We start from the raw sequence: 26,534 nt of genomic DNA, 5'->3' as shown, positions 1-26,534 counted from the left end.
CATACCTCGGCATCCACAACACCACCCAACAGGGTTGAGTTGCTTAGACCGATTGATTCCGCCCATGGCCGCCAGGCCGAAACGCAGTGCGGACGGCCACGGCCGCGCGCCGGAGGGACCGCGCCCTCCGGCCAGCCTGACGGCCACAGTGACGAGCACCAGGATCAACAGGGGAACCATGTCGCACCTGCTTTCTCAATGTGTGTCGAACGGTCGTACGGCGGCGGTGCAGCACCTGGGCCTGCACCACCGCCGGGATCAGCCGGCGTACTGCGGGTCGGTCGGCGCCACCCACTGGACGAGCTGATAGACCACGCCGTTGGGGTCGGTCATCTGGAAGTAGCGTTCTCCCCACGGCTCGGTCTCGATCGGGGTGACGATCTCGACTCCCCGATCCTGCAGCTGCGCGTAGTCGGCGTCGATGTCGTCGACGGTGAAGACCACGAGCAAGCCGTCGGCACGGCCGGCAGCGGAGGCCGGCTTGAACGTCGGCAGGCCGGTGCGCAGGTAGATCAGGTTGAACCCGACCTCGGGGTGGGCCAGTGAGCAGAACCCGTCGGCAGCCATCGCCTCGGTGAAGCCCAGGTGCTTCTTGACCCAGGCGGCGGATGCCTCGACGTCGGGGACGTTGAGCGAGATCGCGGTGTCGGTGAATTTCATGCGGTGGTCTCCTGTCGACTGTGCGTCGTGCGTGCCACGGCCCATCGATCCGGGCCACTTTCATTGTACGCCGTACAACGTACGATGTACAACGTAAATGTGCAACAATCATTCCCATGACCGAGAACAGCACCGGATCAGGGGAGCCCAGCCGCACGCTGGCGCTGCTGTGGGGCGAGCCGACAGAGGCGCCGCGACGCAAGGGCCCGGCGCGCTCCGTGACGGTCCCGCAGGTCGTCGGCGCGGCGCTGCTGCTCGCGGACGAGCAAGGACTGGCGGCCGTCACGATGCGCGCGGTGGCCGAGAAGGTCGGCGTCTCGGCGATGTCGGTCTACACCTACGTTCCGGGCAAGCCGGAGCTCCTCGACCTGATGGTCGACACCTGCTACTTCCGGATGACCCGCAAGCCGTGGGGCAGGCTGGGTTGGCGCAAGCGGCTCGTCGCGGTCGCCGACGCCAACCGCGAGCTCCTCAGCGGGCATCCCTGGCTCACAGAGGTGGCCGCCCTGAGCCGCCCGCCTCTGGGGCCGGGCGTGATGGCGAAGTACGAGCACGAGCTGGCGGCCTTCGACGACACCGGGCTGTCAGAGGTCGACATCGACGCCGGCCTGGCCTACCTGCTCGGCTTCGTCCAGAGCCACTGCCGGTCGGCACACGACGCCGCACGGTCGACGACCGACACCGCGATGAGCGACGCCGAGTGGTGGGGCGCCAACCAAGCGGTGCTGGCCCGTGTGTTCGACGCCGAGGCGTACCCCCGCGCCGTACGCATCGGCTCCGCGGCCGGTGAGGCCCAGGGCAGCGCGTGGACCGACGACCGCGCCTGGACCTTCGGCCTGGCGCGCACCCTCGACGGCCTGGCCGCGTTGATCGGCGACGATGCCTGAGGCGTGAGGCGTGAGGCATGAGGCGCGTCGCGTTGATACGTTGCGCCCTGTGACCGCGACAGGACCCGAGCCAGCCCAGCCGCTCACTTCCGAGGAGGTCGAGCTGACCGAGTGTGCGCGCGACACGATCGACCGCGTGACGGACGCCGGGCCGGACGAGGACGGCATACACACCATGGGTGCCGCCGTGCGAAGCGCCGACGGGCGCATGTTCAGCGGCGTCAACCTCTATCACTTCACCGGTGGACCGTGCGCTGAGCTGGTCGCCCTCGGCAGCGCTCGCGCGGCCGGAGCGACCGAGATCACCCACATCGTCGCGGTCGGCAACCACGGCCGTGGGCCGATCGGTCCGTGCGGCCGTGATCGCCAGATCCTCTTCGACCATTACCCGCAGATCCGGGTGATCCTGCCGACCCCCGACGGGGTGCGGAGCGTCGCGATCTCCGACCTGATGCCGTTCGCCACCGCGTGGTCCCTCGAGGACGGATCCACCACGGCCTGACCGGACCTGCGGGTGTGTGCCCGTGATCGCCTCAGCCGGTCACGCCGGACGGCACCCGCTGGAGGATCCCTGCGATGTCGATGCCACGCGGCAGGGTGCCGAAGGCGATCCCCCACTCACCACCCAGTCGCGAGGCGACGAACGCGTCGGCGATCGCGGGCGTGCTGTGCCTCACCACCAGGCTGGCCTGGAAGACCAGGGCCAGCCGTTCGACGAGACGTCGCGCGCCGAACTCAAGATCGGCCTGGTCCACCCCGTCGACCCGTAGGTCACGCTCGAGGTCCGAGATGGCCGCGTCCAGGCGACGGTCGCCCCCCGAAGCCAGGTGCAGCTCGCCGAGGAACGCCTCGACGGTCTCGGGCTGCCGGCGGATCGCGCGCAGCACGTCAAGGGCAGCGACGTTGCCGGCGCCTTCCCAGATCGACTGGAGCGGCGCCTCGCGGTAGAGCCGTGGCATTCCGGAGTTCTCGATGTAGCCGTTGCCGCCCAGGCACTCCAGCGCCTCACCGACCACTGCCTGGGCGCGCTTGCACACCCAGTACTTGATCACGGCCAGGCCGAGCCGGCGCACGTTCGCCTCCGACTCCGAGGTCTCCGCACGATCGGTGGCACCGCCCAGGCGCATCAGGGCAGTGACCGCGGCCTCCGACTCCAGGGTCAGGTCGGCCAACACGTTGCGCATCAGGGGCTGCTCGATCAGCCGGTTGCCGAACGCGCTGCGGTGCTGCGCGTGGTGGACGGCGCGCATCAGGCCCTTGCGCATGAAGGCGGTGCTCATGGCGACGCAGTTGAGGCGGGTGAAGTTCACCATCTCCATGATCGCCCGTACGCCGCGGCCCTCTTCGCCGACCAGCCAGCCCGTGGCGCCGTGGTACTCGATCTCGGCCGAGGCGTTCGACCGGTTGCCGAGCTTGTCCTTGAGCCGCTCCAGACGAATCGGGTTCCGGCTGTCGTCAGGCAGCACCCGCGGCAGGAACAGGCAGGAGAGACCGGACTCGGTCTGCACCAGCGTGAGGAAGGCGTCGCACATCGGAGCCGAGGTGAACCACTTGTGGCCGAACACCTCAAAGGTGCCGTCCGGGCGTTCGGCGGCGGTGGAGATGTTGGCGCGCGCGTCCGAACCTCCCTGCCGCTCGGTCATCGACATGCCGAAGACCAGACCGGGTTTCGTGTCGAGCGCGCGGAGCTTCGGGTCGTAGTGCTTCGTACCGAGCTGGGTTGAATACGCCTGGTCGAGCTTGGGTGCGTGGCGCAGGGTCGGCACGGCGGCGTACGACATGCCGATGGGACACATGTGACCCGACTCGGCCTGTCCCCAGATGAACGACTTGGCGGTGCGCGCCGCGTGCGTGCCCGGCCGGTCGTCGAACCACGGGGCAGCGTTGAGGCCGAACTCGCAGGCCTTCGACATCAGCGAGTGGTACGCCGGGTGGTACTCGATCTCGTCGATCCGGTGCCCCACCGAGTCGTAACGGTGCAGGATCGGCTCGTTCTCGTTGGCCAGACGGCCCCACTCCTGCACTTCGTGGCTGCCGGCCGCCCGGCCGACCTCGGTGAGGTCGTCAAGGGCCCATTCTGCTCCTTCGCGGACCATTCCCTCACGCAGTGCCGGGTCGGCGGAGACGTCGTAGTCGATCAGCTCCGGCACCTGGTTGATGACGTCGTTGCCCTTGATCATGGCCCTACTCCTTGTTCGCGTGGTGCGGTCGGCGGTCACCTAGAAGGTGAAGGCGTGCGGCGTGGTACTCGTCGGCCAGTCGATCGACCAGGGCGGCGGCCGGCCCGACGGCGTTGACCACGCCGATGCCCTGCCCCGAGCCCCAGACCTGGCTCCACGCCTTGGCCTTGCTGGTTCCGTCGGACCAGCTCATGGTGGCCCGGTCCTCCTCGGCGAGGCGGTCGGGATCGAGGCCCGAAGCCTCGATGCTGCCGCGCAGGTAGTTGCCCGGCACCCCGGTGAACAGGTCGGAGTGCACGATGTCGGATGCGCCCGAGTCCACGACCATCCGCTTGTAGCGGTCACCGGCGAGCGCCTCATGGGTCGCGATGAACGCCGAGCCCACGTAGGCGAGGTCGGCTCCCGCGGCCTGCGCTGCCAGCACCGAACGGCCGTGGGCGATGGCACCCGAGAGCACCAAGGGACCGTCGAACCAGGTGCGGATCTCCTGCACCAGCGCGAACGGCGACTGGGAGCCGCCGTGTCCGCCGGCACCCGCGGCGACGGCGATCAACCCGTCGGCGCCCTTCGCCACGGCCTTGCGCGCGAACCCGTCGTGGATCACGTCGTGCAGCACGATGCCGCCGTAGGCGTGCACGGCCTCGTTCACCTCGGAGCGCGCACCCAGCGAGGTGATCACGATCGGCACCTCGTGACGCACGACGGTCTCGAGGTCGGCCTCGAGCCGGGCGTTGGTGCGGTGCACGATCAGGTTCACGGCGTACGGCGCAGCTGGCGCCTCCGGGTGATTGGCGTCGTGCTTGGCCAGCGCGTCGGTGATGGTGGTCAGCCACTCCTCGAGCAGCTCCTGGGGCCGCGCGTTGAGCGACGGGAACGATCCGACCACCCCAGAGGCGCACTGGGCGATCACCAGGTCGGGCCCGGAGACGGTGAACATCGGTGAGGCGACGACCGGCAGTCGCAGCCGGTCACGCAGGATCGGGGGGAGGCTCATGACTCGGCCGCCAGGTTCTCGAAGATCGTCGCGTTGGCCAGGCCGCCGGCCTCGCACATGGTCTGCAGGCCGTAGCGCAGGCCCTCGTCGCGCAGGTGGTGCACGAGCGTCGTGGCGATCCGGGCACCGGAGCCGCCGAGCGGGTGGCCCAGCGCGATGGCACCACCCAGCGGGTTGACCAGGTCAGCCCGAGCACCGGTCGCGTCGAGCCACGCACCGACGACGCTGGCGAACGCCTCGTTCACCTCGAACGCGCCGATGTCGGCCAGCTCGAGCCCGGCCAGCTTCAACGCCTTCGCGGTCGCCGGGATCGGTGCGCCCAGCATGGTGACCGGGTCGTCTCCGACCACGGTAGCCGTGTGCACGCGGGCGATCGGGTCCAGGCCGAGCGCACGGGCCTTCTCACTCGTCATCACCAACAGCGCGGCGGCGCCGTCGGAGATCTGCGACGCGTTGCCCGCGGTGACCCTGCCGTCTTCCTCGAATGCCGGCTTCAACCCGGCCAACGACTCCAGCGTCGACTCGCGTCGTACGCCCTCGTCCTCGGAGAGCGTCGACCCGTCGGGCAGCTCCACCGGCGCGATCTGCTTGACGAAGCGGCCGTCGTCGATGGCCCGCGCCGCTCGACGGTGCGACTCCAGGCTGTAGGCGTCGAGCTGCTCCCGGCTCAGGTCGTGGCGACGGGCGAGGATCTCCGCGCCGGTGCCCTGGTTGAACGCGAAGTCGTCGTACCTGGCGCGCATGAGAGGCCCGAACGGCTGGCCCGGACCGGCGTTCCTTGCCGAACCCATCGGCACGCGGCTCATCGACTCGACGCCACCAGCGACGACCACGTCGGCGTGACCGGCGATGACCGTCGCGGCCGCGAAGTGAAGTGCCTGCTGGCTCGACCCGCACTGCCGGTCGATGGTGGTGCCGGGGACATGCTCGGGCCAACCTGCGGCGAGCACGGCGTTGCGACCGACGTTGGCGGACTGCTCGCCGACCTGGCCGACGCAGCCCCACATGACGTCGTCGACGAGGGAGAGGTCGATGCCGGAGCGCTCGGCGAGGGCGTGCAGCACCGCTGCGGAGAGGTCGACGGGGTGGGTCTCGGCGAGGGCGCCCTTACGGCGACCGATGGGAGTGCGAACTGCTTCGACGATGACTGCGTCACGCATGCGAAGTCCTTCCGTGGTGGGGATGTGGGGAGACTGGTCAGCTGCCGGACCAAGCAGGCTGGCGGCGCTCGGCAAAGGCGCGGGCACCTTCACGGGCGTCGGCGGAGGCGAAGACCAGGGCAGCGGCCTCGCGCAGGCGGGCGAACTCCTCGTCGGGCGGCCAGTCGACCGACTCGACGACAACGCGTTTGCTGGTGTGGACGGCGAGAGGTCCGTTCTCGGCGATCCGAAGCGCCAGGTCGACCGCCGTCGCGAGGGCCTGCCCCGGCTCGACCAGTCGGTTGACCAGGCCGAACTTCGCAAGGTCCGCGGCGGGGAACGAGTCACCGGTGAGGATCATCTCCAGCGCCACCGCGCGCGGCAGCGACACGGGCAGGCGGGTCAGCCCTCCGGCCGCAGCCACCAGTCCACGCTTGACCTCGGGCAGGCCGAACGAGGCGGGAGTGGAGGCAACCACGAGGTCGCAGGCCAGCACGATCTCGAAGCCGCCACCGAGGGCGCTGCCCTCCACGGCCGCGATCAACGGCTTGGTCGGCGGCGCCTCGACCAGTCCGGCGAACCCACCCGTCTCGGTGCGGGGTCGCTCGCCGCGCAGGTGCGCCTTGAGGTCCATGCCCGCGCAGAACGTGGGGCCGTTGGCCGCGATCACGCCGGCCGCCAGTGACCGGTCCGACTCGAGGGTCTCGACGGCCGCGCCGATCGCCTGCGCCGTGCGCAGGTCGATCGCGTTGCGGGCCTCAGGACGGTCGAGCGTGATGACGAGTACGGCGCCGTGCCGTTCGAGCAGCACTGGTTCGGCGCTGACTGCCGAGGCGGTCACCGGGGAGCCATCCGGATCGCGCCGTCGAGCCTGATCGTCTCTCCGTTGAGCATGCCGTTCTCGACGATGTGGGCGGCCAGCGACGCGAACTCGGTCGGGTCGCCGAGGCGACGCGGGTGCGGTACGGCGGCCGCCAGCGACTCGCGCACGTCGGCCCGGGCGCGAGCCAGCAGCGGGGTGTCGAACGTGCCGGGGGCGATCGTGCAGACGCGGACGCCGATGCCGGCCAGGTCACGGGCGGCCGGCAGGGTCATGCCGACCACAGCGGCCTTCGCGGCGGAGTAGTTGAGCTGGCCGATCTGACCCTCGAAGGCGGCAACGGACGCGGTCAGCACGCAGACACCCCGGTCGCCGTCGAGCGGAACGTTCCGCGCCATCGACTGCGCGGCGAAGCGGAGCAGGTTGAAGGTGCCGATCACGTTGAGCTCGATCACCGATGCGAAGGGCTCCAGCTCGACGGCCTCCCCGGCCTTGTCGAGCAGCCGCATCGGCCGCCCGCGACCGGCGCAGTGCACGACCGCACGCACCGGGCCCTGCTCCTCGGCGACGGCGAACGCGGCCGCGATCTCGTCGCCGTCGATGACGTCGGCGGCCACGAACCGGGCCCGGTCGCCCAGTGCCGCGGCCACCTCCTTGCCGTCCGAGGAGGGCAGGTCGACCAGGGTGACGGTTGCTCCGCCGGCGATCAGCCGTTCGGCGGTGGCCCGGCCCAGGCCTGAGGCGGCACCGGTGACGAGGGTGTTGATCCCGTTGATGTCCATGGCAGCCTCACAATCCCAGCGACTTGGAGACGACGCTCTTCATGACCTCGCTGGTGCCGCCGAAGATCCTGCTGACCCGCGCGTCGGCGTAGAGGCGTGCGATCGGGTATTCGCGCATGTAGCCGTAGCCGCCGTGCAGTTGGAGACACTTGTCGATGACCCGCGACTGCACCTCGGTGCAGAAGAGCTTCACCTTGGCCGCGTCGGCCACCGTCAGCGTGCCGGCATCGAGTGCCGCGATGGCGCGGTCGACCATGGCTTGGGCCGCCTCGATCTCGGTGGCGCACTCGGCGAGCACGAATTTCGTGTTCTGGAAGTCCGCGACGCGGTGCCCGAAGGCCTTGCGCTCCTTGACGTAGTCGATGGCAAGGTTCAACGCCGCGGTGGCCGTGGCGTAGGCCACCACCGCGATGGTGAGGCGCTCCTGGGGCAGGTTCGAGGTGAGTGCGGCGAACGCCTCGCCCTCGGTGCCGAGCAGGTTGGCAGCCGGCACCCGGACCTCGTCGAAGGAGAGCTCGGCAGTGTCCTGCGCCTTGAGGCCGATCTTGTCGAGATTGCGGCCGCGGGTGAAGCCGGGCATGCCGGACTCGACGACGAGTAGCGACAGGCCCTTGCGCCGGTTGCTGTCGTCGCTGGAGGTGCGGGCCACCACCACGATCAGGTCGGCGTTGATGCCGCCGGTGATGAAGGTCTTGGCGCCGTTGAGGATGTAGTCGTCGCCGTCACGCCGGGCCGTCGTGGCCACACCGGCCAGGTCGGAGCCGGTGCCGGGCTCGGTCATCGCGATCGAGCTGACCAGGGTGCCGTCGGCGAAGCCGGGGAACCAGCGTTCCTTCTGCTCCTCGTCGGCGAACTCCAGGAAGTAGGGCAGCACGGTGCTGAGGTGCACCTGCAGGCCGCCGAGGTTCACGGCCGCGAAACCGATCTCCTCGAGCACGACCGCGTTGAAGCGGAAGCTCTCGACCCCACCGCCGCCGAAGCGCTCGGGGATCTGGAGCCCGTTGATGCCGGTGTCGGCGGTCTTGCGGAACAGGTCGCGCGGCACGATGCCGGCCGCCTCCCAGGCGGGGAGGTGAGGCACGACCTCCTTGTCGATCAGCTGCCGAACGGTCTCGCGGAACGCGTCGTGGTCTTCGTCGTAGATGTCTCTGATCATGGTTCTCTCCAGTCGTGGTGATGATGAGTGGCCGGGCACGACGATGGGTCCGGCCGGACGGACGTTCTTCGGGTCAGCCGCCGAGGCCGATGACCTGTGCCGCAGCGAGGTCCTCGATCTCCGCCGGGTCGTAGCCGTGGGCGCCGAGCACCTCGACGGTGTGCTCACCCAGGCGCGGGGCGGCGGTGCGCGGCCCGTCTTCCGCCGATCCCAGGTGCCAGGGCGAACGCAGGGTCGGATGGGTGGCACCGTCGGGCTCGATCGCCTCGATGAACAGGCCGGCGGCCTCGACGTCGGGGTTCTTGATCACCTCGTCGTACCCGCTGATCCGGCCGGCCACGACGCCGTTGGTCGTGAGCAGATCCATCGCGGCGTCAGTGGTCAGCGAGGCGAACGCGGCACGCAGCTCGACCAGAAGCGGGGCCCGGTTGGCCACGCGGTCCTCGTTGGTGGCGAACCGGGGGTCGCCGGGCAGGTCGTCGCGCCCGATCAGCCCGCACAGTCGGGCGAAGTGCTGCGGCGAGTACGCCGACACGACGATGGCGCCGTCGAGCGTGGGCATCAGGTCGGCCGCGGGGGCGATGGTCGGCTGCCCGTTGCCGCGGCGTTGCGGGCTCTGTCCGGTCAGCAGGTACTCGCCCCAGTTGGGACCCTGCAGGTGTACGGCGACCTCCAGCAACGAGACCTCGACCTCGTCGCCGAGCCCGAAGCGCACCTTGCGGACGAAGGCCCCGAGCACGGCCTGGGCGAAGACGTGGGCGGCCGCGGCGTCGACCACGGGGAAGCCCACCCGCTGCGGCTCACCGTCGGACTCGCCGGTCACCCACATGATGCCGCTCTCTGCCTGGGCCGCAATGTCGAGGCCGGGCCGATTGCGTGAGGGGCCGTGCAGGCCGAACCCGCTGACCGTCGCGTAGACGATGCCCGGGTGCCTGGCACGCACCGCGGAGGCATCGAGTCCGAAGCTCTCCATCACACCTGGACGCAGGTTCTGCACCACGATGTCGGCCTCGGCGACGAGCCGCTCGGCGATCGCACGACCACGAGGGTCCTTGAGATCGAGCGCGATGGCCCGCTTGCCCCGGTTGTAGGTGCGCAGGATCGCCTCGCCGTACACCCCGATGACCCGGGCTGCCTCGCCGGTGACCGGCTCGACCTTGATCACGTCGGCGCCGAGGTCGGCCAGCACCTGGGTGGCGGCGGGCGCGGCGATGAACTGTCCGAAGTCGACGACGCGGACGCCATCCAGCGGGGCGCTCATCGGATCGCCGCCACACGCTCGCGAATGCGTGCCAGGTCGCGCTCGGGCCGCACCAGGAGGAGGGACAGGGCGCCACCGATCGTCATCAACAGGCCGGTGACCGCGAAGCCGTGGTTGTAGCCGGTGATGGCGTCGGGTGCGGCGTCGACCAGGTAGCCGAGCAGAAGCGGCGCCAGAACGCCCGCCATGCTGTAGAACGCGACCAGGCAGCCGAGCACGGTGCCCCGGCGCTTCGGGTGGACGACGTCACCGATGGCCACGAAGGCGACGGCGTACGCCGCGGAGTTCATCGAGAACGCGAGGGTGATGAACACCATCTGCAGGGGCCCGCGGTCGATGATCGTGAACAAGTACATCGAGAGCCCGGCCAGCACGACCAGCCCCCCGGCGAAGTAGCCGCGGGTGATGCGGCGGCTGACACCGCGTTCGGTGAGTCGGTTCGAGGCCAGCCCGGCACCGACCGCCGCGACCGCTGCCACGGCGTACGGGAAGGTGATCAACCGGCTGCTGGTGACCGCGTCGTAGCCGAGGCCCTGGCTGAGGAAGAGCGGCAGCCAGGCCACCTTCAACGTGGTGGACCAGTAGGCAAAGAAGGTCAGGAGCGCGGTGCCGATCACGGTGCCGGTGGTGAGGATGACCCGCAGAGGCGCCTCCACCGGGGCGGTGTCAGGGTCCACCACCACACTGGTGCCCAGCACGCTGCCCTCGGGGGGTGCCGAGCGGCCGAGCAGGAGCCAGGCGGCCAGCCACAGCACACCCGCGACGGTCAACACGCCGAATGCGGCGTGCCACGACCAGGTGACAATCACCCAGGTCAGCAGGGGTGCCGCGATCAGCGGGCCGATCGAGGCGCCGGCGGTGATCACGCCCGCCGGCAGGCCGCGCTTCTCGGGCGGGAACCACGAGTGCACGATGTGGGTGCACAGTGCGTATGCCGGGCCCTCGGCGAACCCGAGCGCAATCCGGCAGGCCAGCACCGCGGTGAACCCGAGCGGCCACATCAACGGGGCCATGGTGAGCACCCAGACCAGCATCAGGCCGGCCACCAGCCAGCGCGCATCGATGCGCGAGGTCAGTGCACCGATGGTGACGGCGCCGACGGCGAACAGCCAGAAGAATGCGCTCTGCAGCAGGCCGAACTGCTTGGCCGATATGTCGAGGTCGGCCATGATCTGGACCCCGGCGAACCCGAGCACCGCCTTGTCGGCGAAGTTCAGGAGCATGAAGACGAGGAGCAGGATCGTGACGGTCCAGGCGCGTCTGCGGAAGGCCCGTTGGCCGGGTGCCTCCGTGGGGCGCTCAGTGGTGTGCGTGGTCATGGGTGTCTCCGGTCGGTGAGGGCTCAACGGCCCGCGAAGGCGGGCTCGCGGCGCTGGAGGAAGGCCGACGCGGCCTCGCGGGCGTCGTCGGTGTGGAAGGAACGCACCATCCGCTCGGTCTCGGACCCGAGGTAGGCGGCCAGCGGCTGGGTGGTGGCGTCGAGCAGGTTCTGCTTCATCGCCCGGGCAGCCAGGGGTGCGGCCGCGGCCAGTCGAGTGGCGAGGTGGTGGGTCTGTTGGTCGAGCTCCTCGTCGTCCGCGACGGAGGTGACCAACCCGAGGTGTTCGGCGCGGGTGGCGTCGAACTTGCCCGGCAGGAGGAAGAGCTCGCGGGCCCTGGCCACACCGAGGATCCGGGTGAGGAACCAGATGGCGCCGAGGTCGCCGGAGAGCCCGGCGGCCAGGAAGGCCGTGTTGAAGACGGCGCTGCGTGCGGCGATGCGCAGGTCAGTGGCCAGGGCGAGGGAGAGACCGGCGCCGGCACAGGCTCCGTTGATCGCGGCGATCGTGACCTGCGGCATCTGGTGCAGCCGCTCGGCCACGCGGGCGGCGTTGCGCAGTCGCGCGGTGTCGGCCTCCACAGAGTCGCCACGAAGCGACCGCGTCTCCGGCGCTGCCGCGAGGTCGGCTCCCACGCAGAAGGCGCGTCCGGAGCCGGTGAGCACGACCACCCGCACGCGGGCGTCCGCCTCGATCCGGCCGAGGACGTCGTACAGCTCACCGAGCAGCTGCACGGACACGGCGTTGCGCCGCTCGGTGTTGCGCAGGGTGACGGTTGCGATCGAGTCGGTGGTCGAGCAGGTGACCTGTGCTGCCATGTGGAGCTCCCTGGTGTGGCGTGTCGTGGTTGACGTACGTCACATGAAACGGGAGGAGCACCGACAGCGTCCAAGACCAAAAGTGGGCCAGCTCAATTGGGATTGCCTATCAGTCGTACGCCGACCCACAGCAGTGCACGACGACCCGGAGCGCTATCGCTCCGCGGGACCTGCGGGATAGATCGGTCCGATCTCGTCGAACAACACGCGTTGCCGACGCTCGATCGCGGCGACCACCTCGGCGGAGGCATCCACTCGCGAGGCGCCGGCTGCCATTCGGCGCACGACCGCGCGTTCCCACGAGGCCAACTGCTGGTGGGTGTAGTCGAGGAAGGCCGCCGCTGCGGGAGTCAAGCGGTCCGAGCGGTGGATCGCTCCGATGGACCAGGACACGTGCGGGCTCAGGTCGCGCACGACCGCGCCTCGCTGGCGTGCCTCCAGGGCGACGCGCTGCGGGAGGATTGCCGCACCTGCACCGGAGAGCACCATGGGTACGACGGCGCCACGCTGCGGCACCTCGACCGCGACGAGCGGCTCGACGCCGCCGGCGCGCAACATCGACTCGACGTGGTCGCGACTGGTCGTGTTGCGCTCGCCCATCACGAACGGGACGCCGTCGAGCGAGCTGACCTCCACGGTGTCGGGAAGGTCGGTCGGGGTGCCGGGCGGGAAGACCACCACGAAGTGCTGGTCGACGAGGAAGTCGTGCGACAGGTCGTTGACGTGCACCGGCAGCACGGTGATGCCGAGCTCGCAGGCACCGCCCTTGACCAGGTCGACGATCTCGCCGATGCGGTCCCGCTCCTCCACTCGCAGTTGCACCAGGGGGTTCTTCACCCGGAACTGAGCCACCCACACCGAGAGCGGATCGGTCGAGGTGTCGGACAACGCCGCAATGTCGATGCGTCCGCCCTGCAGGTGCTCCACCGCCGAGACTGCCTCCCGGGCCAGCTCGATGTCTCGGAGCACCTGCCGCGCCGGTCCGATCAGCGCCTCCCCAGCACTGGAGAGCACGAGGCCCCGGCCGACCCGGTGGAACAGCTGCGCCTGGATGTCCTTCTCGAGCCTGCGCAGTGACTGGGAGAGCGAAGGCTGCGCGACGTGGAGTGCGGTGGCCGCCCGGTTGACCCCGCCATGTTCGACCACGGCCAGGAAGTACTCCAGTTGGCGGGGATCCATGGCCGCAGCCTAAGCCGTCTCCCGTGATGCGGGTGCGTCGTCAGGGCAGCTCGCCGGTCAGCTTCCCGTGGCGCTGGGCGCTGCTCTCGTTGAGCCCGACGATCTCGACAACCTTGCCCTTGCGGGCGTACTTCGTCGTGATCGCGTCGAGCGCAGCGACGGTCGAGGCGTCCCAGACGTGCGACGCGGAGAGGTCGATCACGATGCGTTCCGGGTCGTCGGCGTACGCGAACTGCGTGTAGAGGTCGTTGCTGGAGGCGAAGAACAGCTCGCCGGTCACGCGGTAGACCGCACTCGCACCGTCCTCGTCCTCGACGAGCTCCCGGTGGGTCTCCGTGAGGTGTGCGACCCGGCGGGCGAACAGCGTCATCGCGACCAGCACGCCGACCACGACCCCGATCGCGAGGTTGTGGGTCGCGACGGTGACCACGACGGTCGCCACCATCACGCTCGTCTCGGACCTGGGCATGCGGCGCAACGTCGCCGGCCGAATGCTGTGCCAGTCGAAGGTGCCCACCGACACCATCACCATCACGGCGACCAGAGCCGCCATCGGGATCAACGCCACGACGTCACCGAACCCGACCACGAGGACCAGCAGGAACGTGCCGGCCAGGAAGGTCGAGATGCGCGTGCGGGCACCGGAGACCTTCACGTTGATCATCGTCTGGCCGATCATGGCGCAGCCGCCCATGCCACCGAAGAACCCGGTGACCACGTTGGCGGCGCCCTGGCCCCAGGCCTCACGGGTCTTGTCGGACTGGGTGTCGGTGATGTCGTCGACGAGCTTGGCGGTCAGCAGCGACTCCAGCAGTCCCACGACGGCCATGGCCAGTGCGTACGGCGCGATCACCTGCAACGTGTCGAGGGTCAGCGGCACGTCGGGCAGGAACCAGGTCGGCAGGCTGTCGGGCAGGTCGCCCTGGTCGCCGACGTCCGGCACGTTGACGGCGCCGACGACCGTGAATGCGGTGAGAGCGACGATCGCGACCAGTGGCGCCGGGACGACCTTGTTGACCCGCGGGAATCCGACGATCACGGCAATGCCGACGGCGATCATCGGATAGACCGCCCACGGTACGTCGACCAGGTGGTCGACCTGGGCCTCGAAGATGAGGATGGCCAGGGCGTTGACGAAGCCCACCATCACCGAGCGCGGGATGAACCGCATCAGCCTGGCCACTCCGGCCAGCGCGAGCGCGACCTGGATCAGGCCGCCCAGGAGCACAGTCGCGATCAGGTAGTCGTAGCCGTGGTCGCGCATCACCGGCGCGATGACCAGGGCCACGGCACCGGTGGCTGCCGAGATCATCGCCGGACGCCCGCCGAGGAACGAGATCGCCACCGCCATCGTGAACGAGGCGAAGAGTCCGACCCGCGGGTCGACGCCCGCGATGATCGAGAACGAGATCGCCTCGGGAATCAACGCCAGGGCCACCACGAGTCCGGCCAGGACCTCGGTGCGCAGGAGCCGTGGAGAACGCAGGGCCGCGCGCACGGTCGGCTCGGGTTCGTGGGGCAGGGTGGTGCTCACGGGGCTCCGTTCATGGCCGGCTGACAGCGCACCACCCTAACCTCACGTAACGTGAGGGTTGGCATCGACAGTGACGTGAGAGGGACCACCTGTGACCAGCGAACCCGCCGCAGCGGACGGCCCTGCAGTGATGCACATTGGCGAGGTCGCCACCCGCACCGAGCTGTCCCTGCGCAGCCTGCGGCACTGGGACGAGGTCGGCCTGCTCCGACCCTCCGGGCGCACTGACGGTGGTTTCCGGCTCTACACCGAGTCCGACGTCGAGAAGATCCTGGTGATCCGGAGGATGAAGCCGCTCGGCTTCACCCTCGAGCAGATGAGCGCGGCGATGCGCGACCTCGAGACGGTTCGCGACCCCGCCACGGCAGATCGGCACGACGTGGCCCGCGAGCGACTGGTGGGCATCCTTGCCGACGCCGGAGAGCGCCGCGAGAAGCTGGAGCGGCAGCTCGCCATGGCCGACGAGTTCATCGACCTGCTGGGGCAGCAGCTGTCCTGACGCCGTCGACCGCACGATGATTCCGGACGAGTCCTCGGGTCTGCACTGGAACCCGACCAGGAGGCAGCCATGGAGACCATCATCGAAGGGATCGTGTTCGGGGAGTCACCCCGCTGGAGGGACGGGCGGGTGTGGGTCTCCGACTGGGCCCGCGGACGTGTCTCCTCCGTGGAGCCCGACGGCAGCGGTGAACGGGTCGAGGCCGAGGTCGCGTCGTTCCCGTTGTGCTTCGACTTCCTCCCGGACGGAGACCTGCTGCTGGTCTCGTCCGCGGACCGTGCCCTGTTGCGGCGCGAGGCCGACGGCTCGCTGACGACGTACGCCGACCTGGCCGGCCTCGCCTCCACGCCGTACAACGACATCGTCGTCGACGGGCGTGGCAACGTCTACGTCAACAACATCGGGTACGACTTCCCCGGTGGCGAACCGCGCCCGGGCATCGTGGTGCTGGTGACCGGTGACGGCCGGGCCTCCGAGGTCGCCGACGACCTCCAGTTCCCCAACGGGATGGCGGTCACGGCCGACGGCAGCACGCTGGTCGTGGCCGAGTCGCACGCCGAGCAGCTGACGGCGTACGACATCAGCGCGGACGGGACCCTGTCCGGACGGCGGGTCTGGGCGGAGACGCCCGGCGACCACCCCGACGGCATCTGCCTCGATGAGACCGGCGCGATCTGGTACGCCGACGTCGGCAACGCACACTGCCGTCGGGTGCGTGAGGGCGGCGAGCTCCTCGACACGATCGCCTTCGCCCGCGGTGCGTTCTCGTGCACGCTCAGCCGCGCGGGCGAGCCGACACTGTTCGTGGTCGGCCAGGACTACGGCGGTCCCGACGATGCGCCGCCCAGTGGCGTCCTCGGTGCCTTCCCGGTACGACACGGCGGTGCCGGGTTCCCGTGACGAACACGCTCGGCACGGGTCGGGCGTTGACTCTGGCCGTGAGGCGGCAGACGTGCCATTGTGTTCCCTCGTGGCGCACAACGGCACGATGGACGTGCGGATCCCCGTCCAGAGATCCGCAAAGGCGGGTGAGCACTTCGCCGTACTCCTCCATCTCGACGACCCGGCCGAGCAGCGGGTCCATCGCATCTGGGACGCCCTCGACGACCACGGCACCAGGCCGGTGCGGTGGTCACACGGCCCGGAGTACCGACCTCATGTCACGCTCGCCATCGCCCGGGCCTTCGACCTGGAGCATGTGGAAACGGTGCTGGATCCAGTGCTCTCCCGGGCACGGGGCCTGGCCGTTGACCTGACCGCGGTCGGCTTCTTCGTCAGCGACAAGGCCCCCGCGTTCCTCGCGGTCAGCCCCACGGTCGATCTGGTGACCCTGCACCGCGACGTCCATGCGGCCCTCGACGCGGAGCCCGCGCAGGTGCACGGCAACTGGGACTACTACCGTCCCGGCACCTGGCTGCCGCACTGCACGCTGGCGATGGACGCCGACACCCCCGGCACCGTCACGTCCGCAGTCGGGTCGGTCGACGACCTGCCGATCCGGGCCACGGTCTCGGCCGTGCGCCTCGAGCCGGTTCCCGCGCAGCTCCTGCGGCCGGGACATTCCCGCGGCGGTGAGCCGCAGCACCGCGCCGGCCCACAGCACCGGAGACTGCGCCGTCGCTTCCTCGTCGGCGACCAGCGTTGACCCGACCGCTTGCTGACCCGACCCGTGCTGACCCGACGGGCCGCCGGGCTCAGGTGGTGGTGCGCGGAGCGACCAGCCCGGACTCGTAGGCGAAGACCACCAGCTGTGCGCGGTCGCGGGCCCCGAGCTTGGTCATCGACCGGCTGACGTGCGTCTTGGCGGTCATCGGGCTGAGCACCATGCGGTCGGCGATCTCGTCGTTGCTCAGCCCGTGCGCGACCAGGGCGACGACCTCACGCTCCCGGTTCGTCAGACGGTCCAGCTCCACGCCGGAGAGGACGTCGGCCGGACGGGCCACGAACTCGCTGATCAACCGCCTGGTGACGGCGGGCGAGAGCAACGCGTCACCGCGCATGGTCACTCGCAGGGCCTGCAGCAGGTCGTCCGGCTCGGCGTCCTTGACCACGAAGCCGGCCGCGCCCGCGCGCAGGGCGTTGAAGACGTACTCGTCGAGCCCGTAGTTGGTCAGCATCACCACGTGCACTCCGGCGAGGTCGTCCTCGCCGGTGATCCGCCGGGTCGCCTCGATGCCGTCCATCTCCGGCATCTGCACGTCCATCAGCACGATGTCGGGGCGGTGCTCCTCCGCCAGGGCGACGCCCTCGCGACCGTTGCCGGCCTCGCCGACCACGCTGATGTCGTCCTCGGCGTCGAGGAGCGCGCGGATGCCCATCCGGATCAGCGGCTGGTCGTCGACCAGCACCACCCGGATCACGAGGCGGGTTCCGCCGGGAGCTCGGCAAGCACCGTGAATCCCCGGTCGGCGCCGGGCTCGGCCCTCAGGTTCCCGCCGAGCGCGGTGACGCGTTCGCGCATCCCGACCAGGCCGTAGCCCGGCACCGGCGGCCGACGTGAACCCGCTCCGTCGTCCTCGACCCGCACGGTCAGGGTCCGCTCGTCGTACGTCAGCTCGACGGCCACGTTCGCCGACCCGGCATGCCGCGTCACGTTCGTCAGGGCTTCCTGCACGACCCGGTAGGCGGTCTGCTCGACCTCCGACGGCACGCGGCGTACCCGTCCACGGATCCGGTAGCTGGTCGGCAGCCCCGTCGACCGGGCCCGCTCCACCAGGGTCGGCACCCGCTCCAGCCCGCCACCGCCGCCGTCCTCGTCGCGACGCAGCACGTCGAGGGTCGAGCGCAGCTCACGCACCGCGTCACTGCTGGCCTCCTGGATCGCGAGCAGCGCCGGCGACGGCTCCTCGCCGTTCTTCCTCGCCAGGTGGGTGGCCACCCCGGCCTGCACCTTGATCACCGAGATGCTGTGGGTCAGGGAGTCGTGCAGCTCGCGGGCGATCCGCAGCCGTTCCTCGACGGCGAGCCGGCGGGTCTCCTCCTCGTGCGTGCGTTCGGCCTCCTCGGCGCGCTTCTCCATCTCGGCGACGTGCGCCTTCCACTGGTGGGCCGCCATCACCCCGAACACCGCGGAGACCATCCAGCCGGTGCGGTAGAACCTCGCCCATCCACGATCTGTGCGCATGCCTCCGAGCCTAGGGTCCCGGCCCAGGACGCGCATCCGTCATGGGGAGTAGGGCCGGCCTACTCCGCCGGGAGTACGGACGCGGCCGCGGACCGGTCCGGCGGGTAGCCGGAAGTGACGCCCCTGGGCCGACGCGGTCAGGGCTCGTTTCGCGAACGATCGACGGCATCGACATCGGACGAACGAGGGAGAAGCGCATGAGCCTGCAGGACACGACGACGGCCACCGGCACGTTGGACACCGAGACCGTGGCACCCGGCGACGAGGAGTACGACGACGCGGCGCGGGTGTTCTTCGGCACCGGAGCCCCGGAGCTGGTGGTCCGGCCTCGTGACGCCGACGAGGTCGCGGCCGCGCTGGCCCACGCCGTACGACGTGGCCTGGCCGTCTCGGTCAGGTCGGGAGGCCACAGCCTGCTCGGCCACGGGACGAACACCGGCGGCATGGTGATCGACCTCCGCCACCTCGACGGCATCGAGGTTCTCGACGTCGATCGCCGCGTGGTGCGCGTCGGAGGCGGTGCCACGTGGGGCCGGGTGGCCGAGGCGCTCGACCCGCGGGGCTGGGCGTTGACCTCCGGCGACACCGCCGGCGTCGGAGTCGGCGGGCTCACCCTCGGTGGCGGCTTCGGGTGGATGGTGCGCCGTCACGGCCTGGCCATCGACAACCTCGTCGCCGCGCGCGTGGTGACTGCCGGGGGGCGGCTGCTCACCGCCTCGGCGACGGAGAACCCCCAGCTCTTCTGGGCCCTGCGCGGTGGCGGTGGCAACTTCGGCGTCGTGGTCTCCTTCGACTTCGTCGCCCAGCCGGTGGCCACGGTGCACCGAGGCACGGTGACCTACCAGCTCGACGACGTGGCCGAGCTGGTCGTGCGTTGGCGCGACGCGATGCGTGCGGCGCCGGAGGAGCTGACCAGCACCCTGGTGCTCCCGCCGGCGGTGCCGGACCAGATCCCCGAGGCGATGGTCCTGCTCTGCTACGCGGGACAGGGCGACGTGGCCGCCGCCAACGACGCCATCGAGCCGCTCCTCGAGCTGGGCACGGTGCTCCGGGCCAGCATCTCCGAGTGCCGGTACGCCGACCTGCTCGAGGACGCCGCGGCGCCGCCGGGGCTCAGGGTCGCGGGGCGCAACACCCTCGTGCGTTCGGTCAACGACGAGGTCGTCGCGGCGATCGACCGACTGCACCGCAGCCCTGCCCCGGCCATGGTCGCCCTGCGCAGCCTGGGTGGTGCGTTCTCCCGGGTGCAGCGCGAGGCCACGGCGTTCGCCCATCGTGACGCCGAGGCGATGGTGCTGTGCATGGCCATGCTGCCGGAGTCGGCGACGGACGACGACGTGGCCAGGGCACTGCAGCCGTGGGAGCCGGTCGCCGCGCGGGGCATCGGCAGCTACACGAACTTCCAGGGCTCGGCGTCGGCCGCGGACGTGGCCGCGGCGTACCCGCCGGCGACGTACGCCCGCCTGTCCCTGGTCAAGCGCGCCTACGACCCGGGCAACGTGTTCGCGCACAACCACAACGTGCTCCCCGGCGACGGGCTCCCGCGTCCACGGACGGCAGATCGACGATGACAGCCGCGTCGTGGCTCAGCAGTCGAAGACCGACCAGCAGAGGTCGTTGCGCAGCCGCTGGTCGTCGAGCACCAGGGCGCGGATCTCCGGCGGCAACTGCTCCCGCTGCCACTGGCACTCGTGGCGCCCGGCCTCGTCGCTCTCGCCCTCGACGGCTCGTGCCGCCTTGATGGCATAGGCCGCGGCACCGAGGTCGTGCGCAGCGACATGGGCAACCGCGCCGGCCTGTCCCGCGGCGTACGCCGCATGACGAGGAGCACCACGCAGGTCCCTGGCCGCGCCCATCGCGTGGCCGCCAGCGGCTCGCGCCTCCATCATCCTGACCTCGCCGCGCACCCACGCCCGTGCGGCGTCGATGGCCTGACGAGGTCGCGGATCGTCGGGCCGAGCGGCCTCGAAGAGCGGCAGCACGTGCTCCGCGCAGTCGGCCGCCCAGAGGGCCAGGAGGTGGTGATCGGCGTCGGTGAGCGATCCGCCGCGGCGGATCGTGACCAGGCGCGGGTCGCGGACCTTCGAGAGGATCACGGCTGCCCTCCTGTTCGACCGAGCCGACCCCACGCACCCTACGTTTCTGCCTTCGGAGACCTTGACAGGCCAGGTCATCAAGTGATCTAGTCACTTGATGTGACCACCACCACATCGCACTCGACCGCCTCCCGCTCTCTGTCCGAGCGCATCGCCGACGCGATCGCCGACATGATCCGCACCGAGGGCCTGGCCCCCGGAGACCCGCTCCACTCGGCCCGGTCGCTGGCCGCCGAGTTCGAGGTCACCGTGCCCACGGTCCGGGAGGCGCTGCGGCGGCTCGAGGCCGTCGAGGTGATCCAGTTCCGGCACGGGTCGGGCACCTACGTCGGCGGCGGCGTACGACGTCGGCTGCTGGCCAACCCGCACACCGGCGGCGACCTGGCGTCGGTGCTCGAGCTGGTCGACGCCCGACTCCTGATCGAGCCCGGCATCGCCGCCGCGGCCGCGGCCAACCGCAACGACGAGCAGCTCGCCGCACTCGAGGCGACCACGCAGAACGCCCTCGTCCCCCAACGCGGCAACGAACGACCCCGCGAGCACTTCCACGTCGCCCTGGCCGCGGCGTCCGGCAACGCCTTGGTCTGCGACACCCTCGCGGCCCTGCTCGACGTACGTTCGCGCGACCAGGTCGAGATCCGGCGTCGCTACCACGACCGCGAGCGAGACCACGAGGAGCACATCGAGATCTTCCGGGCCGTCTCGGAGCAGGACGCCGCCGCGGCCGCCGAGCTCACCCGCACCCACCTCGCGGCGATCCGCGACACGGTCATCACCCTCGGCGAGGAGCTCGGATGAGCCGCCGGCTCGGAGAGATGACCACGGTCGAGGCCGGGGAGTCCGCCGCCGCCGGAGACGTCGTCATCCTTCCGGTCGGGGCGTTCGAGCAGCACGGCCCCGGCCTCCCGCTGGCCACCGACCAGATCCGCGCCGAGGCGGTCACCGACCTGGTCGCCGACCGCCTCACCGATCGCGTCGTGATCGGGCCCGCCGTGCCCGTCGGAGTCTCCCCGCACCACAGTGGCTTCGCCGGCACGGTCACCCTGCCTCCGTCGCTGTTCACCGCAGTGCTGCGCGCGTACGTCGACAGCCTGGCCGCTGCCGGATGGCGACGATTCCTCGTCATCAACGGGCACGGCGGCAACAACGCGGCGCTCGGCACGCTGGCGCAGGAGCTGCTGCACGAGCACCCCGACCTCGAGTTCGCCTGGACACCGTTGACCTCGGTGGCCGCAGACGTCGTCGCCTCGATGGACGTCGACGAGGTGCACGGTCACTGCGGGGAGGCCGAGACCGCCCAGATGATGCACGTCGCACCGCACCTGGTGCGTCACGACCGGCTCACCACCGGCACCACGAAGCTCGCCGACCTCGACCCGCTCTCGCGCCTCTCGCGACGGTCCGGCCATCCCACACTGACCGTGCGCTACGACCGCCTGTCGCCGATCGGCGTGCTCGGCGATCCCACCCGGGCCTCACCCGAGGACGGTCGACGCATCGTCGAGACGGTCGTCGACCGGATCACCGCGTTCGTCGAGGAGTGGCTCGACACCTGACCCGAGCCGACCGACTCCTCGGTCCGACCACCACCCCACCACCACCCCACCGACGACGCGTCCGCGTCGCCCGGACGCTTCCGCACACCCAGAATCCCTCTCCCCTCCCCGAAAGGTCCTCCCATGCGCGTACGACGCCACCTGCTCCGGGCCACCGCCCTCGCCGTACTGCCCCTGGCGGCGCTGGCCACCTCGCCCGCCCAGACGACCGCCCAATCGGCTGCGTCGTCCGACTCCGCGGCGTCGTCGGCCGCCTGCGCCCTCGAGGCTCCCCAACCCGACGGGACCGATGCCCGCTACGACCTGACCCTCGGGGGTCGCGAGCGCTCGTTCGTCCTGCACCTGCCGGCGGGCTACAGCATGCGGGAAGACTGGCCGCTGATCGTGGCCTACCACGGCCGCGGCAGCACCGCCGTCGAGCTTCAGGGCTACTCGAAGCTGTCCACGCTGCCGGCGGTCACGGTCTTCCCCGAGGGCGAGATCGGCACCGGATCCGGGTATCGCCAGGCCTGGCAGGGCGCGCCGTACGCACCGCCCGGTGTCGACGACGTCGCCTTCACCGCCGACCTGCTCGACCACCTCGACAGCACGCTGTGCGTCGACGAGTCGCGGACGTATGCGACCGGCAAGTCGAACGGCGCAGGGTTCGTCGCCCTGCTGGCCTGCCGGATGCCGGACCGCTTCGCCGCGTTCGCACCGGTCGCCGGCGCCTTCTACCCGGGCTCCCGCGAGGGCTGCGACACCGCCGCACCGACCAGCGTGATGGAGGTGCACGGCAGTGGCGACGCCACGATCCCGTACGCCGGGGACGCCGACCGCGACCTGCCCGCCATCCGCGACTGGGTCGACGAATGGGTCGTCCGCGACCAGTGCCGTCCCGACCCCAGGACCGCCAAGCGCGGTGACGACGTCACCCTCCTGAGTTGGGGCGGCTGCACCGACGGCACCTCAGTCGAGCACGTGGTCGTCGAGGACGGAGGACACGTCTGGCCCGGGGCCGACGTCTACTCCGGCGGTGGCTACGTCACGCACACCGTCGAGGCGCACCGCCTCATCTGGAAGTTCTTCAGCCAGCACAGCCTCGAGGAGGCCGACCGATGAGCGCCGAGAGCCCCACTGCACCCGCCCCCGAGCAGGAGAAGCTGCCCCGGCTGATCCGGGCGATGGCCGTCGTCGAACGCGTCGGCAACGCACTGCCGCACCCGTTCTGGTTGTTCTGGATCCTCTGCGGGGTCGTGGCCGTGATCAGTGCCGGACTGTCGATCGCCGACGTCTCCGTGATCTCACCGGCCGACGGCGAGCGCGTCGCCGTGCAGAACCTGATCAGCGGTGACGGCCTGGCGATGGCCCTGTCGACCGCGATCACCAACTTCGCCACGTTCCCGCCGATGGCCACGATCGTCGTGGTGATCATGGGCGTCGCGGTCGCCGAGCGCTCCGGCTTCCTCACCGCCGCCATGAAGGTCGGTGTCTCGCGGGTGCCGGCCGCCTGGGTGGTCTTCGCGGTCGCGTTCATCGGCACGGTCTCGCACGTGGCGTCGGCGGCGGCGTACATCATCCTCGTGCCGCTGGGCGGTCTCGCCTTCCAGGCCGTGGGTCGCTCCCCGATCCTCGGCGTCGTGGTCGCCTACACCTCGATCGCCTCGGGGTACGACGCCAGCCCCGTGCCGACTCCCAACGACGCCATCTTCGCCGGTATCACCACCGCAGCGGCCCGCATCATCGACGAGGACGCCTACGTCTCGCCGGTCAGCAACTGGTTCTTCAACATCGCCTCGTCCCTGCTCCTGGCAGCGGTGATCACGCTGGTGACCAAGCTGGTGCTCTCCAAGCGGACCGACCTCGCCCCCGACCCTGACGTCGACCTCGACGACATCGGCAGCCTGCACCTCTCCGACCGCGAACGCTCCGCGCTGCGCACGGCCAGCCTCGTGCTGCTCGGCCTCATCGTCGCCATCACCGCCGCCGTGCTGCCGAGTGGCTCGCCCCTCCGCGGCGAGGGCGGTCAGATCGCCGAGTCGCCGTTTCTCGACGGCATCGCCATCGTCGTCGCCCTGCTGTTCGCGGCCGTCGGCACCGTCTACGGGATGCGTTCAGGAAGCGTCGAGAACGCGGCCGACGTGCCCCGGCTCATGGCCGAGGGCATCAAGCAGATGGCACCGGTGCTCGTGCTGTTCTTCGCGATCGCACAGTTCCTCGCGTGGTTCGACTGGAGTCACCTGGGCGACGTCCTGGCCGTCGAGGCCGCGCAGTTGCTGGACAACAACGACATCCCGGTGCCGGTGATCTTCCTGATGGTGCTGGCCCTGCTGACGGTTGTGAACATCATGGTCACCAGCGGCTCGGCCATGTGGTCGATCGCCGCACCGGTGATCGTGCCCATGCTGATGCTGCTGTCGGTACCTGCCGAGACGACCCAGGCTCTGTTCCGGATCGCCGACTCGGGCTCGACCGCGGTCACGCCGATGAGCCCCTACTTCGTGATGGCCCTCGGCTTCCTCCAGCGCTACCGCAAGGACGCCGGCATCGGCACGCTCGCGTCGTACACGCTGCCCCTCGCGATCGCGATGACACTCGCCTGGACCGCACTGTTCTTCCTGTGGTGGGCGCTGGGCATCCCGCTCGGCCCGGGTGCGCCGGTGCGCTGACCGGTCCAGAATGGCGTCATGGCAGACCTCAGCGCACTGGCCACCGACGAGCGGAACGACCTGGCCGACTTCCTCGAGACCCTCGACGAGGAGGAGTGGTAGCGGCCGTCGCTCTGCCCGGGATGGTCGGTGCGCGACATTGCCGGGCACGTCCCGAGCTACGACATGCTGAGCAAGCCGGCGGTGCTGGCGCTGTTGGCCCGCTCGCGGTTCTCTCTCGGCCGTGCCAACCAGGCCCGTCTCGAGCTGAGTCGGCGCCTGAGCACTGCGGAGCTGGTGGCACGGCTGCGCGAGTACGCCGTTCCACAAGGGCATCACGGCGATGTTCGGCTGTGGGATCGCCCTCACCGACGGCGTCATCCACCAGCAGGACATCCGTCGTGCGTTGGGCCGTCCCCGGGTGGTGCCGCCGGAGCGCCTGGTCGCGGTGCTGGGGTTCATGCCCCGCGCCCGAGCCCTGCCGTCACCGGCAAACGTGCGCGGACTCCGCATCGTCGCGACCGACGTCGACTGGGCCGGTGGTAGTGGGCCCGAGGTGCGCGGCCCGGGTGAGGCCCTGGTCATGTCGCTCGCCGGTCGACCGGAGGCCCTGGCCGAGCTGGACGGCGCCGGACTCGCCACGCTGACGGCGCGGGTCACGGGATAGTCGAGTCATTGTCGTCGCCCGGGTCGCCCAGTCGCCCGGTCGACCTCGGCAGCGAGGCTGGCGCATGACCTCTGAGGTAATCGACTGGCCGCAGGGTGCGCGGCCAGACTCATGGTGCACGACCCGTTGCCGCCATCCAGATCGGAGAATCCCCATGCCTGCCTACGCAATCGCCCACCTGCACGACGCCGCACCCCACCCCGAGATCGCGGAGTACATCGAACGCATCCCCGGCACCTTCGAGCCGTACGGCGGCCGCTTCCTCGTGCACGTCACCCAGCACGAGGCGAAGGAGGGCGCCTGGCCCGGCCACGTCGTCGTGATCGGCTTCCCCTCCATCGATCGGGCCCGGGCGTGGTGGGACTCGGCCGCCTACCGCGAGATCGCTCCCTTGCGGGCACGCAACATCGGCGGCGACATCATCCTGGTCGACGGCGTGCCCGAGGGCTACGACCCTGCGGACACCGCGCAGGCGATGCGCCTCGAGCTCTCGGCGTCTGCCTGACCCGACGCGCCTGATCAGCCGACGGGTGCGTCGAACTGTCGCCAGTTGCCTTCGGAGACGACCTCGACCCTGCCGTCGTGCACCGTGATCGCGGTCGCGTCGTCGATCGCGTACGCCGGACCGCCGATCTCGGCCGCCCACTTCTCGGCGTCGACCATGCGGTTCTCCGGCAGGTCCGGGTGGTCGAGGTGCGGGAAGATCGAGAAGTCGACGATGCCCAAGGTGGTGTCGTCAGCGGAGGGCGCCCGCCACCCGACGAAGTCGGCGCCGATGCGTGGTGCCATCACCATGCTGCCGGCGCTCAGCCCGACCCAGACCGTCTCGGCGAGCTCCGGCACCAGGTCGGTCAGTCCGGACTCCCGCATCCAGTGGTTCAGGTAGAGCGCGTCGCCACCGGCAACGAGCAGCACGTCCGTCTCCCGGACCAGCGGCACCCACCGCTCGGCGTCGATGCTCGGCAGCGCGGTGAGCTCCAGCACTCCCACCGACTTCCACCCGAGGTCGACCATGTGCAGGGGGGACCGGCCGCTGATGAAGCGCCAGGGCCCTTCCCCCGGTCCGACGGACGGGTGGCCGTACTCCGCGGTCGGGATGGCGAGCGCGGTCGCGTCCGCGATCGGCTTGCCCAGGAGGTCGACCAGAGCGTCCCGGATGCTCGGGTTGCTGACTCCGGCGGAGGTGAGAAGAAGTTTCACGGCTGCTCCCGTTCGGAAAAGGATGTGGCGTTCCGA

Annotated in this window: 28 protein-coding genes and 1 pseudogene; 13 read left to right on the top strand and 16 right to left on the bottom strand. The window is 70.4% G+C overall.

Annotated features, from left to right (window positions below; genetic code table 11):
- Positions 1 to 258: 258 nt before the first annotated feature.
- Positions 259 to 660 carry a VOC family protein gene (locus ASH02_RS02035; protein WP_056891747.1) on the bottom strand — a complete coding sequence of 134 codons (402 nt, stop codon included), beginning with the start codon at positions 658 to 660 and terminating at the stop codon, positions 259 to 261.
- 116 nt (positions 661 to 776) lie between these two features.
- Between ASH02_RS02035 and ASH02_RS02030 the strand changes: the two genes are divergently transcribed.
- Positions 777 to 1,547 (top strand): TetR/AcrR family transcriptional regulator, encoded by a 771-nt coding sequence (locus tag ASH02_RS02030; RefSeq protein ID WP_057294168.1) that lies wholly within the window; start codon positions 777 to 779, stop codon positions 1,545 to 1,547.
- A 49-nt stretch (positions 1,548 to 1,596) separates the two neighbouring features.
- The gene (locus ASH02_RS02025) at positions 1,597 to 2,049 is read left to right on the top strand and encodes a cytidine deaminase family protein (protein ID WP_057294167.1); all 453 of its coding nucleotides are present in this window, start codon (positions 1,597 to 1,599) and stop codon (positions 2,047 to 2,049) included.
- 31 nt (positions 2,050 to 2,080) lie between these two features.
- On the opposite strand, the gene ASH02_RS02020 is transcribed toward ASH02_RS02025, so the two are convergent.
- The 11 genes from ASH02_RS02020 to ASH02_RS01970 form a co-directional block, all read right to left on the bottom strand.
- Positions 2,081 to 3,727 carry an acyl-CoA dehydrogenase family protein gene (locus ASH02_RS02020; RefSeq protein ID WP_056683859.1) on the bottom strand — a complete coding sequence of 549 codons (1,647 nt, stop codon included), beginning with the start codon at positions 3,725 to 3,727 and terminating at the stop codon, positions 2,081 to 2,083.
- A gap of 4 nt (positions 3,728 to 3,731) precedes the next feature.
- Positions 3,732 to 4,721 (bottom strand): NAD(P)H-dependent flavin oxidoreductase, encoded by a 990-nt coding sequence (locus ASH02_RS02015; RefSeq protein ID WP_056683864.1) that lies wholly within the window; start codon positions 4,719 to 4,721, stop codon positions 3,732 to 3,734.
- Positions 4,718 to 5,881: a thiolase family protein gene (locus tag ASH02_RS02010; RefSeq protein WP_056683866.1), complete on the bottom strand. Its 1,164-nt coding sequence runs from the start codon at positions 5,879 to 5,881 to the stop codon at positions 4,718 to 4,720. The genes ASH02_RS02015 and ASH02_RS02010 overlap by 4 nt, the downstream gene beginning before the upstream one ends.
- Positions 5,882 to 5,918: 37 nt before the next feature.
- Positions 5,919 to 6,701 carry a crotonase/enoyl-CoA hydratase family protein gene (locus ASH02_RS02005; RefSeq protein WP_056683869.1) on the bottom strand — a complete coding sequence of 261 codons (783 nt, stop codon included), beginning with the start codon at positions 6,699 to 6,701 and terminating at the stop codon, positions 5,919 to 5,921.
- The gene (locus tag ASH02_RS02000; RefSeq protein WP_056683871.1) at positions 6,698 to 7,462 is read right to left on the bottom strand and encodes an SDR family NAD(P)-dependent oxidoreductase; all 765 of its coding nucleotides are present in this window, start codon (positions 7,460 to 7,462) and stop codon (positions 6,698 to 6,700) included. Before ASH02_RS02000 ends, ASH02_RS02005 begins: the two co-directional genes overlap by 4 nt.
- Before the next feature lie 7 nt (positions 7,463 to 7,469).
- Positions 7,470 to 8,618 (bottom strand): acyl-CoA dehydrogenase family protein, encoded by a 1,149-nt coding sequence (locus tag ASH02_RS01995; RefSeq protein ID WP_056683875.1) that lies wholly within the window; start codon positions 8,616 to 8,618, stop codon positions 7,470 to 7,472.
- A gap of 73 nt (positions 8,619 to 8,691) precedes the next feature.
- On the bottom strand, positions 8,692 to 9,879 hold the full coding sequence (locus tag ASH02_RS01990; RefSeq protein WP_056683877.1) for a CaiB/BaiF CoA transferase family protein: 1,188 nt from the start codon (positions 9,877 to 9,879) through the stop codon (positions 8,692 to 8,694).
- Positions 9,876 to 11,198, bottom strand: coding sequence for an MFS transporter (locus tag ASH02_RS01985; RefSeq protein ID WP_200950094.1), 1,323 nt, complete (start codon positions 11,196 to 11,198; stop codon positions 9,876 to 9,878). The genes ASH02_RS01990 and ASH02_RS01985 overlap by 4 nt, the downstream gene beginning before the upstream one ends.
- 23 nt (positions 11,199 to 11,221) lie before the next feature.
- The gene (locus tag ASH02_RS01980) at positions 11,222 to 12,016 is read right to left on the bottom strand and encodes an enoyl-CoA hydratase-related protein (protein WP_056683879.1); all 795 of its coding nucleotides are present in this window, start codon (positions 12,014 to 12,016) and stop codon (positions 11,222 to 11,224) included.
- A 153-nt stretch (positions 12,017 to 12,169) separates the two neighbouring features.
- A complete protein-coding gene (locus tag ASH02_RS01975; protein ID WP_056683882.1) occupies positions 12,170 to 13,195 on the bottom strand; it encodes a LysR family transcriptional regulator in 1,026 nt (341 codons plus the stop codon).
- Positions 13,196 to 13,235: 40 nt separating this feature from the next.
- The gene (locus ASH02_RS01970; protein WP_082620771.1) at positions 13,236 to 14,729 is read right to left on the bottom strand and encodes a SulP family inorganic anion transporter; all 1,494 of its coding nucleotides are present in this window, start codon (positions 14,727 to 14,729) and stop codon (positions 13,236 to 13,238) included.
- A gap of 91 nt (positions 14,730 to 14,820) precedes the next feature.
- On the opposite strand from ASH02_RS01970, the gene ASH02_RS01965 reads away from it, so the two are divergent.
- From ASH02_RS01965 to ASH02_RS01955, 3 genes are all read left to right on the top strand, one after another.
- On the top strand, positions 14,821 to 15,228 hold the full coding sequence (locus tag ASH02_RS01965; RefSeq protein ID WP_200959033.1) for a MerR family transcriptional regulator: 408 nt from the start codon (positions 14,821 to 14,823) through the stop codon (positions 15,226 to 15,228).
- Between the two features lie 69 nt (positions 15,229 to 15,297).
- A complete protein-coding gene (locus ASH02_RS01960) occupies positions 15,298 to 16,128 on the top strand; it encodes an SMP-30/gluconolactonase/LRE family protein (protein WP_057294164.1) in 831 nt (276 codons plus the stop codon).
- A gap of 52 nt (positions 16,129 to 16,180) precedes the next feature.
- Positions 16,181 to 16,873, top strand: coding sequence for a 2'-5' RNA ligase family protein (locus ASH02_RS01955; RefSeq protein ID WP_162262567.1), 693 nt, complete (start codon positions 16,181 to 16,183; stop codon positions 16,871 to 16,873).
- A 49-nt stretch (positions 16,874 to 16,922) separates the two neighbouring features.
- Here the strand turns inward: ASH02_RS01955 and ASH02_RS01950 are convergent, their stop codons facing one another.
- Together ASH02_RS01950 and ASH02_RS01945 are read right to left on the bottom strand one after the other, a co-directional pair.
- Positions 16,923 to 17,588 carry a response regulator gene (locus ASH02_RS01950; protein WP_056683897.1) on the bottom strand — a complete coding sequence of 222 codons (666 nt, stop codon included), beginning with the start codon at positions 17,586 to 17,588 and terminating at the stop codon, positions 16,923 to 16,925.
- A complete protein-coding gene (locus ASH02_RS01945) occupies positions 17,585 to 18,352 on the bottom strand; it encodes a sensor histidine kinase (RefSeq protein ID WP_057294162.1) in 768 nt (255 codons plus the stop codon). The genes ASH02_RS01950 and ASH02_RS01945 overlap by 4 nt, the downstream gene beginning before the upstream one ends.
- 197 nt (positions 18,353 to 18,549) lie before the next feature.
- On the opposite strand from ASH02_RS01945, the gene ASH02_RS01940 reads away from it, so the two are divergent.
- Positions 18,550 to 19,923 (top strand): FAD-binding oxidoreductase, encoded by a 1,374-nt coding sequence (locus ASH02_RS01940; protein ID WP_057294161.1) that lies wholly within the window; start codon positions 18,550 to 18,552, stop codon positions 19,921 to 19,923.
- Positions 19,924 to 19,938: 15 nt separating this feature from the next.
- On the opposite strand, the gene ASH02_RS01935 is transcribed toward ASH02_RS01940, so the two are convergent.
- The gene (locus ASH02_RS01935; RefSeq protein WP_056683906.1) at positions 19,939 to 20,448 is read right to left on the bottom strand and encodes a putative immunity protein; all 510 of its coding nucleotides are present in this window, start codon (positions 20,446 to 20,448) and stop codon (positions 19,939 to 19,941) included.
- Positions 20,449 to 20,547: 99 nt separating this feature from the next.
- Here ASH02_RS01935 and ASH02_RS01930 point away from each other — a divergent pair, with 99 nt between their 5' ends.
- The 7 genes and pseudogenes from ASH02_RS01930 (at position 20,548) to ASH02_RS01905 (ending at position 25,803) form a co-directional block, all read left to right on the top strand.
- Positions 20,548 to 21,246: a FadR/GntR family transcriptional regulator gene (locus ASH02_RS01930; protein ID WP_235532611.1), complete on the top strand. Its 699-nt coding sequence runs from the start codon at positions 20,548 to 20,550 to the stop codon at positions 21,244 to 21,246.
- Positions 21,243 to 22,004, top strand: coding sequence for a creatininase family protein (locus ASH02_RS01925; RefSeq protein WP_056683911.1), 762 nt, complete (start codon positions 21,243 to 21,245; stop codon positions 22,002 to 22,004). The genes ASH02_RS01930 and ASH02_RS01925 overlap by 4 nt, the downstream gene beginning before the upstream one ends.
- 123 nt (positions 22,005 to 22,127) lie before the next feature.
- Positions 22,128 to 23,105, top strand: a complete 978-nt coding sequence (locus ASH02_RS01920) for an alpha/beta hydrolase family esterase (protein WP_056683912.1) — start codon at positions 22,128 to 22,130, stop codon at positions 23,103 to 23,105.
- Positions 23,102 to 24,652, top strand: a complete 1,551-nt coding sequence (locus ASH02_RS01915; protein WP_056683915.1) for an AbgT family transporter — start codon at positions 23,102 to 23,104, stop codon at positions 24,650 to 24,652. The genes ASH02_RS01920 and ASH02_RS01915 overlap by 4 nt, the downstream gene beginning before the upstream one ends.
- A 129-nt stretch (positions 24,653 to 24,781) precedes the next feature.
- A pseudogene (locus ASH02_RS27445) lies at positions 24,782 to 24,889 on the top strand (hypothetical protein); the annotation flags it as partial.
- Between the two features lie 85 nt (positions 24,890 to 24,974).
- The gene (locus ASH02_RS26570) at positions 24,975 to 25,298 is read left to right on the top strand and encodes a hypothetical protein (protein ID WP_200951166.1); all 324 of its coding nucleotides are present in this window, start codon (positions 24,975 to 24,977) and stop codon (positions 25,296 to 25,298) included.
- A 154-nt stretch (positions 25,299 to 25,452) separates the two neighbouring features.
- Complete coding sequence (locus ASH02_RS01905; protein ID WP_056683919.1) at positions 25,453 to 25,803, top strand: DUF1330 domain-containing protein; 351 nt, start codon at positions 25,453 to 25,455, stop codon at positions 25,801 to 25,803.
- 14 nt (positions 25,804 to 25,817) lie between these two features.
- Here the strand turns inward: ASH02_RS01905 and ASH02_RS01900 are convergent, their stop codons facing one another.
- A complete protein-coding gene (locus tag ASH02_RS01900; protein WP_056683922.1) occupies positions 25,818 to 26,498 on the bottom strand; it encodes a Type 1 glutamine amidotransferase-like domain-containing protein in 681 nt (226 codons plus the stop codon).
- Between the last annotated feature and the right edge of the window lie 36 nt (positions 26,499 to 26,534).

The organism is Nocardioides sp. Soil796, assembly GCF_001429525.1.
Lineage (GTDB): Bacteria > Actinomycetota > Actinomycetes > Propionibacteriales > Nocardioidaceae > Nocardioides.
The sequence above is the reverse complement of the archived record's forward strand: the minus strand, read 5'-3'. Positions and strand labels throughout refer to the sequence as shown.

Excerpts from the sequence above, each read along its gene's own strand:
- ASH02_RS02035 (WP_056891747.1), bottom strand. The coding sequence starts at position 660 with ATGAAATTCACCGACACCGCGATCTCGCTCAACGTCCCCGACGTCGAG.
- ASH02_RS02015 (WP_056683864.1), bottom strand. The coding sequence starts at position 4,721 with ATGAGCCTCCCCCCGATCCTGCGTGACCGGCTGCGACTGCCGGTCGTC.
- ASH02_RS02030 (WP_057294168.1), top strand. The coding sequence starts at position 777 with ATGACCGAGAACAGCACCGGATCAGGGGAGCCCAGCCGCACGCTGGCG.
- ASH02_RS02000 (WP_056683871.1), bottom strand. The coding sequence starts at position 7,462 with ATGGACATCAACGGGATCAACACCCTCGTCACCGGTGCCGCCTCAGGC.
- ASH02_RS01940 (WP_057294161.1), top strand. The coding sequence starts at position 18,550 with ATGAGCCTGCAGGACACGACGACGGCCACCGGCACGTTGGACACCGAG.
- ASH02_RS01995 (WP_056683875.1), bottom strand. The coding sequence starts at position 8,618 with ATGATCAGAGACATCTACGACGAAGACCACGACGCGTTCCGCGAGACC.
- ASH02_RS01980 (WP_056683879.1), bottom strand. The coding sequence starts at position 12,016 with ATGGCAGCACAGGTCACCTGCTCGACCACCGACTCGATCGCAACCGTC.
- ASH02_RS01975 (WP_056683882.1), bottom strand. The coding sequence starts at position 13,195 with ATGGATCCCCGCCAACTGGAGTACTTCCTGGCCGTGGTCGAACATGGC.
- ASH02_RS01985 (WP_200950094.1), bottom strand. The coding sequence starts at position 11,198 with ATGACCACGCACACCACTGAGCGCCCCACGGAGGCACCCGGCCAACGG.
- ASH02_RS01925 (WP_056683911.1), top strand. The coding sequence starts at position 21,243 with ATGAGCCGCCGGCTCGGAGAGATGACCACGGTCGAGGCCGGGGAGTCC.
- ASH02_RS01945 (WP_057294162.1), bottom strand. The coding sequence starts at position 18,352 with ATGCGCACAGATCGTGGATGGGCGAGGTTCTACCGCACCGGCTGGATG.
- ASH02_RS01990 (WP_056683877.1), bottom strand. The coding sequence starts at position 9,879 with ATGAGCGCCCCGCTGGATGGCGTCCGCGTCGTCGACTTCGGACAGTTC.
- ASH02_RS26570 (WP_200951166.1), top strand. The coding sequence starts at position 24,975 with ATGTTCGGCTGTGGGATCGCCCTCACCGACGGCGTCATCCACCAGCAG.
- ASH02_RS01915 (WP_056683915.1), top strand. The coding sequence starts at position 23,102 with ATGAGCGCCGAGAGCCCCACTGCACCCGCCCCCGAGCAGGAGAAGCTG.
- ASH02_RS02020 (WP_056683859.1), bottom strand. The coding sequence starts at position 3,727 with ATGATCAAGGGCAACGACGTCATCAACCAGGTGCCGGAGCTGATCGAC.
- ASH02_RS01920 (WP_056683912.1), top strand. The coding sequence starts at position 22,128 with ATGCGCGTACGACGCCACCTGCTCCGGGCCACCGCCCTCGCCGTACTG.
- ASH02_RS02010 (WP_056683866.1), bottom strand. The coding sequence starts at position 5,881 with ATGCGTGACGCAGTCATCGTCGAAGCAGTTCGCACTCCCATCGGTCGC.
- ASH02_RS01905 (WP_056683919.1), top strand. The coding sequence starts at position 25,453 with ATGCCTGCCTACGCAATCGCCCACCTGCACGACGCCGCACCCCACCCC.
- ASH02_RS01960 (WP_057294164.1), top strand. The coding sequence starts at position 15,298 with ATGGAGACCATCATCGAAGGGATCGTGTTCGGGGAGTCACCCCGCTGG.